Source organism: Micromonospora sp. NPDC005291 (assembly GCF_040607415.1).
GTDB lineage: Bacteria > Actinomycetota > Actinomycetes > Mycobacteriales > Micromonosporaceae > Micromonospora.
On sequence record NZ_JBEXGR010000028.1, the window covers coordinates 67242 to 77849 of the forward strand.

At 72.0% G+C, this 10608-nt stretch carries 11 protein-coding genes; 7 read left to right on the top strand and 4 right to left on the bottom strand.

Annotated features, from left to right (window positions below):
* Positions 1-11 precede the first annotated feature (11 nt).
* On the top strand, positions 12-923 hold the full coding sequence (locus tag ABZT18_RS28310) for an SDR family NAD(P)-dependent oxidoreductase (protein ID WP_354995859.1): 912 nt from the start codon (positions 12-14) through the stop codon (positions 921-923).
* 37 nt (positions 924-960) lie between these two features.
* On the opposite strand, the gene ABZT18_RS28315 is transcribed toward ABZT18_RS28310, so the two are convergent.
* Positions 961-2148, bottom strand: coding sequence for a low temperature requirement protein A (locus tag ABZT18_RS28315; protein WP_354995858.1), 1188 nt, complete (start codon positions 2146-2148; stop codon positions 961-963).
* 26 nt (positions 2149-2174) lie between these two features.
* Entirely contained in the window at positions 2175-2594 is a 420-nt protein-coding gene (locus tag ABZT18_RS28320; RefSeq protein WP_354995857.1) for a hypothetical protein, read from the bottom strand.
* A gap of 183 nt (positions 2595-2777) precedes the next feature.
* On the opposite strand from ABZT18_RS28320, the gene ABZT18_RS28325 reads away from it, so the two are divergent.
* A complete protein-coding gene (locus tag ABZT18_RS28325) occupies positions 2778-3866 on the top strand; it encodes an S-(hydroxymethyl)mycothiol dehydrogenase (protein WP_354995856.1) in 1089 nt (362 codons plus the stop codon).
* Positions 3863-4492: an MBL fold metallo-hydrolase gene (locus ABZT18_RS28330; protein ID WP_354995855.1), complete on the top strand. Its 630-nt coding sequence runs from the start codon at positions 3863-3865 to the stop codon at positions 4490-4492. Before ABZT18_RS28325 ends, ABZT18_RS28330 begins: the two co-directional genes overlap by 4 nt.
* 29 nt (positions 4493-4521) lie before the next feature.
* Here the strand turns inward: ABZT18_RS28330 and tsaA are convergent, their stop codons facing one another.
* On the bottom strand, positions 4522-4950 hold the full coding sequence (gene tsaA, locus ABZT18_RS28335) for a tRNA (N6-threonylcarbamoyladenosine(37)-N6)-methyltransferase TrmO (protein ID WP_354995854.1): 429 nt from the start codon (positions 4948-4950) through the stop codon (positions 4522-4524).
* A 58-nt stretch (positions 4951-5008) separates the two neighbouring features.
* Between tsaA and ABZT18_RS28340 the strand changes: the two genes are divergently transcribed.
* The 3 genes from ABZT18_RS28340 (at position 5009) to ABZT18_RS28350 (ending at position 7647) form a co-directional block, all read left to right on the top strand.
* Positions 5009-5473 carry a VOC family protein gene (locus ABZT18_RS28340; protein WP_354995853.1) on the top strand — a complete coding sequence of 155 codons (465 nt, stop codon included), beginning with the start codon at positions 5009-5011 and terminating at the stop codon, positions 5471-5473.
* Positions 5457-6572, top strand: a complete 1116-nt coding sequence (locus ABZT18_RS28345; RefSeq protein WP_354995852.1) for a DUF3626 domain-containing protein — start codon at positions 5457-5459, stop codon at positions 6570-6572. Before ABZT18_RS28340 ends, ABZT18_RS28345 begins: the two co-directional genes overlap by 17 nt.
* Positions 6573-6933: 361 nt before the next feature.
* Positions 6934-7647, top strand: coding sequence for a hypothetical protein (locus tag ABZT18_RS28350; RefSeq protein ID WP_354995851.1), 714 nt, complete (start codon positions 6934-6936; stop codon positions 7645-7647).
* Positions 7648-7716: 69 nt separating this feature from the next.
* On the opposite strand, the gene ABZT18_RS28355 is transcribed toward ABZT18_RS28350, so the two are convergent.
* Complete coding sequence (locus ABZT18_RS28355) at positions 7717-9084, bottom strand: hypothetical protein (RefSeq protein WP_354995850.1); 1368 nt, start codon at positions 9082-9084, stop codon at positions 7717-7719.
* 426 nt (positions 9085-9510) lie between these two features.
* Here ABZT18_RS28355 and ABZT18_RS28360 point away from each other — a divergent pair, with 426 nt between their 5' ends.
* Positions 9511-9822: a MazG-like family protein gene (locus ABZT18_RS28360; RefSeq protein WP_354995849.1), complete on the top strand. Its 312-nt coding sequence runs from the start codon at positions 9511-9513 to the stop codon at positions 9820-9822.
* The last annotated feature ends 786 nt before the right edge of the window (positions 9823-10608 follow it).

Below are 10608 nucleotides of genomic sequence, written 5' to 3' on the forward strand. Positions count from 1 at the left end.
GAGCATCGATCGTGCAGAGGTTCGACTTCGTCGGCGCTACGGCTGTGGTCACCGGCGCGGCCAGTGGCATCGGTGCGGCGCTGGCGCACGCGCTGGCCAGCCGGGGCAGCAACCTGGTCCTGCTGGACCGCGACGCCGAGCGGCTGGACGGGGTCGTCGCCGCCATCCGCGCCGACCACCCAGACTGTCAGGTGCACACCCACGTGGTGGACCTCGCCGACGCGGCGGGCACCGCCCGGGTGGCCGTGGAGATCGGCCAGCGGCACCCGCGCATCCGGCTGCTGGTGAACAACGCCGGTGTCGGCCTCGGCGGTCGGTTCGACCAGGTGACGTTCGACGAGTTCAGCTGGGTGATCGACATCAACTTCCGGGCCGTGGCGCAGCTGACCCACGCGCTGCTGCCCGCTCTCCAGGCAGAGCCGGGTGCGCATCTGGTCAACGTCTCCAGCCTGTTCGGGCTGATCGCCCCGGCCGGGCAGACCGCCTACTCGGCGAGCAAGTTCGCCGTACGCGGCCTCACCGAGGCGCTGCGACACGAGCTGGTCGACGACGGCATCGGGGTGACCTCGGTGCACCCCGGCGGGATCCGCACCCGCATCACCGAGAACGCCAGGATCGGCAGCGGCGTGTCGATCGAGGAGTACACCGCCGGTCGGGCGCAGTTCGAGAAGCTGCTCACCATCGCGCCGGAACGGGCCGCCGAGGTGATCCTGCGCGGCGTCGAGCGGCGTCGGGGCCGGGTGCTGATCGGCTGGTCCGCGAAGGTGCCCGATCTGCTGGCCCGGGTCCTGCCGGCCTCGTACAACCGACTGCTCGTCACCGGCCTCAACCGGGGCGTCGCCCGCCCGGCGTCGCCCGCCCCAGGCGTGCCCGCGCAACGCCCCGCCGCCGACGCCGCCGATCCCGCCCGTGAGGTGGCGTGACCGGCCACCCGGTCACTTCTCTCCGCGCGGCGCGTAGTCAGGCCGGGTCGGCCCGAGCCGCCGTCGCGCTCGGCCCGACGTCGCGGCGGCGCAACATCCCGGTCACCACCACGAGGGCGACCAACAGCGCCGCGAGCACGTAGACCGGGGCCGGGCCGAGCGGCGCGAGCAGCGCCAGCAGCGCGACGACCGGGAAGGCCACGACCACCGCGCCGTGCTGCTGCTGGCGTACGTGCAGCACCCAGACCGCGAGCAGGAAGACGGCGATCGGGACGGCCACCGCGTACCCGGCGGTGATGCCGGAGACGTGCGCGAGGTGCCGCCTGAGGTCCACCGACACGCCCAGGCCAGCGCCGACCGCGGCGACCGCGGCGAAGATCAGGTAGTGGCCGTAGCCCCAGATCAGGGAGTACGGCAGCCGGTCGGGCGCCTCGTTCGGCCGGTCGAAGTAGAGCCACCAGAGCGCGAACACGATGATCGCGCCGGCCGCCGCGAGTGACCAGAGGCCGTGCTCCCCGGCGTCGAGCCCGGTCTGGATCGCGACCGAGATGGCCAGGACCGTCTCGCCGAGCACGATCAGGGTGAACAACCCGTACCGCTCGGCGATGTGCCGGGGGTGCCACGGGGTCATGCCAGGGCGTTCGGCCACCGCCGGCACCAGCAGGTCGGCCAGCCCCAGCAGCACGAACGACGCGACACCCCACTCGGCGGGCAGCAACAGCCGCAGCAGCCAGCCGAGCTGCACGACGGTCACGCCGATCGCGTAGCGGCGCGCCGCCGCACGGTGCGTCGGGTCGCCGGCGGCTGCTCGGCTCCACTGGACGACGGCAGCCAGACGCATCACCACGTACCCGTAGGTGATGACGGTGAAATCGCCGTCGGCGAAGGCGCGCGGCACCCCGGCCGCCAGGATCAACGCTCCCGAGATCTGCACCAGGGTGGTGATCCGGTAGACGTCGTCGTCGGTGTCGTAGGCCGAGGCGAACCAGGTGAAGTTCATCCACGACCACCAGATCGCGAAGAACACCATGACGTAGCTGGTCGCCGCGTGGCCGAGGTGGCCCTCGGCGACGTCGTGGTGCAGGCTGCTGGCCGCCTGCGCCACCGCCACCACGAAACAGAGGTCGAAGAAGAGTTCCAGCGGGGTGGCCGCGCGGTGCGGCTCGTCGCGGCGACGGGGCCTCATCGGCCGGTAGAACGGCCGCACCGAACGACGTTGCGTCAACGCAGCTCCTCAGGCCGCCCGCCGGGTCAGCCGTGCCGACGACCGTGGGTCAGCCCCTCCAACACCAGCGTCAGCCCGGCCCCGACCAGCCAGACGTCCTTGGCGAGCCCCGAGCCCTGCTGCGTGGGGCGTACGCTACCGGGCTCCCGCATCCCCGGCGTCTTCAGGTACAGCTGCACCAGGCCCGCGCCGAACGCGGTCAGACCGAGCCCGACCAGGGGCGCCGGGACGAACGGCGCGAGCAGCGCGGCCCCCAGCGCGATCTCCGAGTACGACAACAGCTTGGCGAAGCGTGCCGGCTCCAGTTGGCCGAACTGCGGCATGGCGGCGACCGCCATGCCGTGCATGCCCTCCGCGGCGGCGCCCTCCAGATTCCGCTTGCCCAGACCCGAGTTGAGAAAGTACGCGCCGATGCTGAGCCTCAGCGGCAGGTGCGCGAGCTTCATGGTCACTCCCGATGGCCGTGGTCGAATGCGGCCCGCGTACCCGACGCGGGGCGCGATAACCGCCGGGTGGGCTGGGCCGGCCGTGGTGGTCGCGGTAGGTTCGCCAGGGGCCCACCGCCGAGCCCGTGGCACACCCGCCTGCCCGGCACCGGACCCCGCCGCAGACCACCAGCAGGAGGCGAAGTGAGCCAGGAAGTCCGGGGAGTCATCTCCCGCAGCAAGGGCGCGCCGGTCGAGGTCACCACCATCGTGGTGCCCGATCCCGGGCCTGGTGAGGCGATTGTCCGGATCCAGTCCTGCGGCGTCTGCCACACCGACCTGCACTACCGCGAGGGCGGCATCAACGACGACTACCCGTTCCTGCTCGGCCACGAGGCGGCGGGCATCGTCGAGCAGGTCGGTGAGGGCGTCACCGACGTGGCCCCGGGTGACTTCGTGGTGCTCAACTGGCGTGCGGTCTGCGGGGTCTGCCGCGCCTGCCGCCGAGGTCGCCCCTGGTACTGCTTCAACACCCACAACGCCACCCAGCGGATGACCCTGACCGACGGCACCGAGCTCGCTCCGGCGCTGGGCATCGGCGCGTTCGCCGAAAAGACCCTGGTGCACGCCGGCCAGTGCACGAAGGTGGACCCGGCCGCCCGACCGGCCGCCGTGGGGCTGCTCGGCTGTGGCGTGATGGCCGGGCTGGGCGCGGCCATGAACACCGGCAACGTCACCCGCGGCGACTCGGTCGCGGTGATCGGCTGCGGCGGCGTCGGAGACGCGGCGGTCGCCGGTGCGGCACTGGCCGGCGCCACGACGATCGTCGCGGTGGACACCGACAGCCGTAAGTTGGAGTGGGCCCGCAAGTTCGGCGCCACGCACACCGTGAACGCCTCCGAGACCGACCCGGTCGAGGCGATCCGTGCCGCCACCGGTGGCTTCGGCGCCGACGTGGTGATCGACGCGGTGGGTCGACCGGAGACCTGGAAGCAGGCGTTCTACGCCCGCGACCTGGCCGGCACGGTGGTGCTGGTCGGCGTGCCGACCCCGCAGATGCAGATCGAGCTGCCGCTGCTGGACGTCTTCGGGCGCGGTGGCGCCCTCAAGTCCAGCTGGTACGGCGACTGCCTGCCCAGCCGGGACTTCCCGATGCTCACCGAGCTGTACCTGCAGGGCCGGCTCGACCTGGACGCGTTCGTCACCGAGGAGATCGCCCTCGACCAGGTCGAGAACGCGTTCGACCGGATGCACCACGGCGACGTGCTCCGTTCGGTGGTGGTGTTCCCGTGACCGCCCGGGTCGACCGCGCTGTCACCGCCGGCACGTTCTCCCTGGACGGGCAGACGTTCGACGTGGACAACAACGTCTGGGTGATCGGCGACGACAGCGAGTGTGTCGTCCTGGACGCCCCGCACGACGTGGCCGCGATCCTCGCCCTGGTGGGCGACCGACAGGTCAAGGCGATCCTGGCGACCCACGCCCACGACGACCACGTCCGGGTGGCACCCGAGCTGGCCGAGGCCACCGGCGCGCCCGTGCTGCTGCACGCCGCCGACCGGGTCCTCTGGGACATGGTCCACCCGCACCTGCCGCCGCATGGCGAGCTGCACGACGGGCAGAGCATCGAGGTGGCCGGCACCACGCTGCGGGTGCTGCACACCCCCGGGCACAGCCCCGGCGCGTGCAGCTTCCACGCCCCGGACCTGAGCGTGGTGTTCACCGGCGACACGCTCTTCGCCGGCGGTCCGGGTGCGACCGGCCGCTCGTACAGCGACTTCGACACCATCGTCAGGTCGATCCGTACCCGCCTGCTCACTCTGCCGGCGGAGACGATCGTGCACACCGGGCACGGCGACGACACCACGATCGGGGCGGAGGCCCCGCACCTGGAAGAGTGGCTGGCGAGGGGCCACTGAACCCTGCCGGCTCGCGCGCGGTCGACGGCTCAGCGTTCGTCGGCCGCGCCCAGCAGCGGCTTGATGTCCAGGACCGGGGTGCCGTCGAGGGCTTCCAGGTCGGCCACCTCGACGCGCAGCCCGTCCACCGCCAGGACCCGCACCCGGTGCAGCCCGATCGGATTGGGCCGGTGCGGGGAGCGGGTGCTGAACACTCCTGTTTCCGGCCGGCTCTCGTCGCCGCGCGGGTGCACCGCCAGCACATCGCGCCGGGCGCGGTCCAACCAGGTCAGCACCAGCAGCTCCGCGCCCACCCGCAGGTCGCGCAGGGCCCGGCCGACCCGCGGGTCGAAGACCAGCCAGGCCGTCGGCGCGCCCTCGTCGCCCTGGCGTGGCGCGTCCGCCACGTCCGTCAGCGGCGAGGCGACCCGGCCGACCGGGTGCAGCAGGTACGAGTCACCGCTGGCTTCCTCCACCACGGGCGCTCCCCTCTGGACGCTTTCAACCTAGTCCCGCCGCGACGCTAGGATCCCGCCCATGGTTGCCGACTCGCCCGTACCCGTTGTCCGTCAGCTGCGCCTCGTGGTGGAGGCCGCCGACTACGAGGCTGCCGTCGCGTTCTACCGCGATGCGCTCGGCCTGCCCGAGGAGGCGGCGTTCAGCGGCGACGGGGACGCGGAAGTGATGATTCTGGATGCCGGACGCGCCACCCTGGAGATCGCCAACCCGGCGCAGAAACGCATGATCGACGAGGTGGAGGTGGGTCGACAGGTCGCGCCCCGCATCCGGGTGGCCTTCGAGGTGGACGACGCCCAGGCGACCACCGCCCGACTGGTCGCCGCCGGGGCGAGCGAGATCGCGCCCCCCACGCCCACGCCGTGGCAGTCCCTCAACTCCCGCCTCGACGCTCCCGCCGACCTGCAGATCACCGTCTTCGAGGAGTTGCGTACGCCCGACGAGCGGGCCGGGACGGACGGCTTCGGACGTGACGGCGACCGCTGAGCCGGGCGGGCTGCGCGCCGAGGCTCTCCCCACGGCGCAGATGGCGGCGCTGGCGTACGTGCGGTCGCTCGCCGTGGCCGAGCGTCCCGCCGCCCTCGCAGCCATTGCCCGGGAACTCGCCATCGCTGGCGTCGGTCACCGGCCGGAGCAGTTGCTGACCGAGGTCCTCCGGTTCGGCCGGCTCACCGTCAACTTCCACCCCGACCGTTTGTGCGTCGACGGGCGGACCGTGGCCGCCGCACTGGCCGACGACGGGGCGTACCGCAGTCAGTTCGTCACCGGGATCTCCAACGGCGGGCTCACCGCGTACCCCGGCGGCGATAGGGACCGCTGGGAGCAACGGATGTTCGGCGGCGCGTACCAGCGGCCGGAGGTGACACGGGAGCAGCGACCCACGTACGGCGGAATCAACCTGCTCAACCACGCGGACGGCGCCTGCCCCCGTTTCGGCTCCTGTCATCTGCGGCTGCGCCCGGAGGTGCTGACCCGGGCGACCTTCTGCCTCGGCGACAGCCACCTCGGCCCGCGTACGGTGGGCACCGGCGATGCCTTCGAGGCGGTGCTCGCCGGGCTCCTCACCGGCACCGCCGCCGCCGGTGAATGCCTGGGGCGCAGCGGCATGGACGTCGCCACCCTGGTCCGGACATTGCTCGCCGGGCCGACCACTGCGCCCACCGCCGGTCGCGCGCTGGACGACTACGTGGAGGCCCAGATCCACGGCGTCCTCGACCTCGCACAGGACGTCGAGGAACTGGTGGTGGATCCGTCCTTCGCCGGCACCGAGACCGGCGCGACGCTGGCGTTGGTCGCTCAGCGCTACGGTTTCCCGCTGCGGTGGCACCCCGGCTTCGCGCTGGCGGTCGACCGGGTCGACCCGGATTTCCGGGGCCCAGCGATCCCGGTGCTGGCCGAGCGTCTGCACCAGGAGTTCGCCCGACCGGGTGATCCGGTGGACGCGGCCCTGATCGGTCGGGGCGCGGTGTCGGTGGCCACCGAGCCGGCCCGCTGGGCGGACCGGGGCTCGGCCGCGGAGACCCTGCAGCACCTCAAACAGCTCTGGCACGTCCTCGTCCGGTACGGCACACCGCACGTCACGTAACGGCGGATCATCCCGATTGTCCAGTTCCGGGCCGGCTCGCTCGGGTCGGTGGGAGATCGACTCCACATCCCCGGATACGGGGACATCCGGGCGCCGCGACACCGCCAGATCGCCGACATGGAGTGGATCAACGCCCGTCCGCCGCGCGGAAACGCGTCGATCCGACGGCCCGGCTGAGCCGACTGTCCGATTCCCGGGGGTGACCGGGACCGCACCTTGGCGGAGCACCGGCATTTCCGGAATGCCCGACACCTGAACCCGGTTGTGTCCCCCGTACCGCCGGAGCCGAAACCCTTTCCGCGGTCATCTCCCGAGGAGTGTTCACCCCGGAGCGCTCCGCACGATCGAAAGGGCAACCATCGTGAAGGTCGACTTCACTCGATGGCTCCCCGCCATCGCTAAGGATTCGTACCGCAAGACCGCGCTGAGCGTTGTGGGTGTTGCCGCCCTCGGCGGCCTGGCGCTCGCACCGACTGCCGCCGCGGCCCCGGTCACCTCCGGGCCGCACGAGGGCGCTGTCGCCGCCATCGACCTCGCCACCGGCAACGCCGCCACCTCCGCACGTCAGGAGGAGCAGCCCGTCGAGTCCGGCCTGACCACCGGCTCCGCCACCGGCAAGCCGCCGGCCGGCAAGCCGAGCCGCGCCGAACTGATCCCGCACGGCATCGAAGGTGCCCAGTCGCGCATCCCGCTCGACGACGCACAGCTCGACAACGCGCGGGCAATCGTCGACGTGGCCAAGAAGACCGGCGTCGGCGACCGTGGCGCGGTGATCGGCGTCGCCACGTCGCTGCAGGAGTCGAAGCTCTACAACCTCGGCCACCTCGGCGCGTACAACGACCACGATTCGCAGGGCCTGTTCCAGCAGCGCCCGTCGTCCGGTTGGGGTACGCCCGAGCAGATCACCGACCCGGAGTACTCCGCCACGGCGTTCTTCAGCGCGCTGAAGAACGTGGGCGGCTGGGAGGATCTGCCGCTGACCGCCGCCGCGCAGACCGTCCAGGTCTCCGCCTTCCCGTACGCGTACGCGCAGTGGGAGGAGCAGGCGGCGGACGTCGTCCAGCAGCTCTGGTGACACCCGCACATCCGACCACCGGCCGGCCCTCGATCAGGGGGCCGGCCGGTGTCGTCGTGTCCGGGTACCTCAGCAGGCGGCGTAGAGGCGGCGGGTGCCGACGCCGGCGGCGTACGCGGCCCGGTCGCTGAACCGGCAGCCGTAGTCGGGTCGGGCCACCACCGCCGGGTCCGTCACGGTGTCGCCGGCCGGGCGCTTGCCGGTGCGTACCCAGGACACCAGATCGTCCCAGGCGGCGCCGGCCTCGGCCGGGGTGAACTCGCAGTGCTGCGTGGCCCGGATGGCCCGCTGGACCACCAGCTTGCTGCGACCGTGCCGCGCCACGTCGGTGGCGTACGCCTGCTCCATGCTGAACGGCACGAACAGGTCACCGAGGCCGTGCAGGCTGAGCACCGGCGCGGTGGGTCGACCGGCGATCTGTGGCACCTCGGTCAGCGTCGGCAGGAGCCGCTGCACGACGTTCTCCGGGGCGACCCGTTGCACGGTGGCGTTGACGTTGACCGGGCTGTTCGGGGTGTAGCGGGTGAACAGATTGGTGGAGAGTTGACCAGGCCGCTGCCCGGGGGTGACACCGCCGCTGGTCACGCTGATCGAGAAGAGGAAGTCCTTCCACACCGCGAACGCCGCGTCGGCACCCGGCCGCGGCCCGCCCGAACGGTTCACCGTGATCGCCCGCAACTGCTTGCCCCGGTCGGTGGTGGTGTCCGGCCCCGTGGGGGTCAGCCCGGCCAGGCCGAGCGCCACCTGGATGCGGGGCACCGCGTTGGTCAGGTAGTCGTCCGGCGTGGGATAGGCCGGCACCCCGCCGAGGGCCTGCGCGACCAGGTTGTAGTCCAGGTAGAAGTCGAGCAGGGTCTGATCGCCGAGCACCCCGCACATCGGCAGCGCCCCGTCGTAGTAGCCGGGATACTGCTCCAGCGAACGACCGATGACGTACCCACCCATCGATACCCCCGCGAGATAGGTGTGATGGGGCCGCCGGACCGTCCGCCCGAAGTGGTCGGCGAGATCCTTGGTGCCCAGCACCCCGGAACGGATGTCGAAGCCGTTGCGGTCGTACGAGGACGACGCCCACGCGTACCCCTGCTCCAGCAGACGCTGCCGCAATCCGAAGCCCGGCGCCTCCGGCGAAAGCACCGTGCCCTGGCCGCGGTAGCCGTGCGCCCACAACACCAGGTCACCGTTCCACCGGGCCGGAACCTCGATGATGTACCCGGCGTGGCGGTGCACGCCCTGGCGTACCGTCGTCGGCTTGCCGCCCACCACCAGCGGAGCCAGGGGCGGATTCTCGATGGTGTACCCGGGCAGCGGCTGGCCGCCCCTCGGGTCGCGACCGGTGGCGCCGGCCGGCGCCGCGCCGACCAGCCCGACCGCAAGGGTCAACGTCGCGGTGGCGGCGAGCAGACGGCGGAGGGTACGAACGGGTACGGACAGCATCGATGCTCCCCATCGGACGGATGTCGCCCGGGGGCGACGAGGCGGGACGGTTGCCTACGGGCCGGTAGCGCCCTGAACCTAGGACCGCCTTAGACCAGTGTCAATGGCTGCGCTGATCGGCCGGTCAAGCACGGCTGTCTGGCCGATCAGACCAGGCCGTACGCCTGGACGGGTGACCCGGGGTCTGTCCACAGCCGCTGCTCCGACCGGGGGTGCTGCCGACCCTTCTCGTCGGCCGGCTTCTCGTCGGCGGCGCCTGTCGGGGCTGGGACGTGTCGGCCCGCACGTGGGAGGCCTGCTTGTGCCGGAGGCCTGCACCTTGTCGGAGGTCAGCACGTGTCGGACGCCTGCACGTGTCGGGGGCTGGCATTGCACCGCCGTACCCGGTTGCGCGGGCCGGTGGGGTGGTCGGGTTGACTGGTCGCCGTGGACGAGTCGATCTGGGAAGCGGCCCGGCTGTCGCGCAGTTGGTTGGACGCGGCGAACGGCACCGGGCAGACGGAACTTACCTGCCGCATCCTGAAGCTGACCGAGGAAGCGGGGGAGGCGTCGGCCGCCTGGATCGGTCTGCTCGGGCAGAATCCGCGCAAGGGCGTCACCCACACCCGCGACGACGTCGCGGCGGAGTTGGCCGACGTCGCCTTTACGGCCTTGGTGGCCATCGAGAGCCTGGGACTGGACGCACAGACCGTCCTGGACGCCTGCGCAGCGAAGGTCCGGTCCCGCCTCCCGGGGTGAGGGCGGTCCCGTCCCACCACACCGCCTGGCTTCACCCGGCCCACCGGGCCCACCGGGCCCACCGGACCCACCCCTGATCGCCCTGGTCGCCTGGTCGCCCGGTCGCCTGGTCGCCCGGCCGTCTGGCCGACGTGTCTGCCTGACGGGCGCACGCCTGGCAACCCATACGAGAGGGTGGGTGGGAGTCAAGCGGGGCTTTTGTCCGGCCTTGCCCGCGCTGCCCTCGCCGATATCCATGATCCACTGCATATCGCCGATATTGGGCCTTGACGCCACCCGGATGCCGCCACGTCGGCGATCCGGAGTGGATCATGCTCGGAATGGTTGGCTCGAACGCCACCGTTGGGCTGTCCGGGCGGTTCGTCCGGTCTGGGCGACTCTGGGCTGTGACCGGTCGCACCCGTGGCCTGGAATCATGGCGGGCCCGGGGTCGTTACATACCCTGACGATCGCAGTACCACCGGCCCGCCACCCCGCGCTTCAGGGTTGGAGCGCCGACCGCTCGGGCTTGGAATGCCGGGCCCCGGCCGGTCGTTGTAGCCACCGCGAACGACCGCCCGGCCACCGCCTCCACGAGGGTGCCGACGGATGGGCCACCCCCGGAATGATCCCCGGCCCCCCGGTCGTTACACCTGGACCCGGCGCCACGAGCCCTCCGCCCGTAGGCCGCCGACCCCGGCGCCACAGGCCGCCCCCGGCCGAAGGCGCCGACCCCCAAAGACTTTCCCCCTTGATTTCTGATGCGCCCGGACGAGGTGCTCACACCCCGCACGCCGTTCCCCCGTT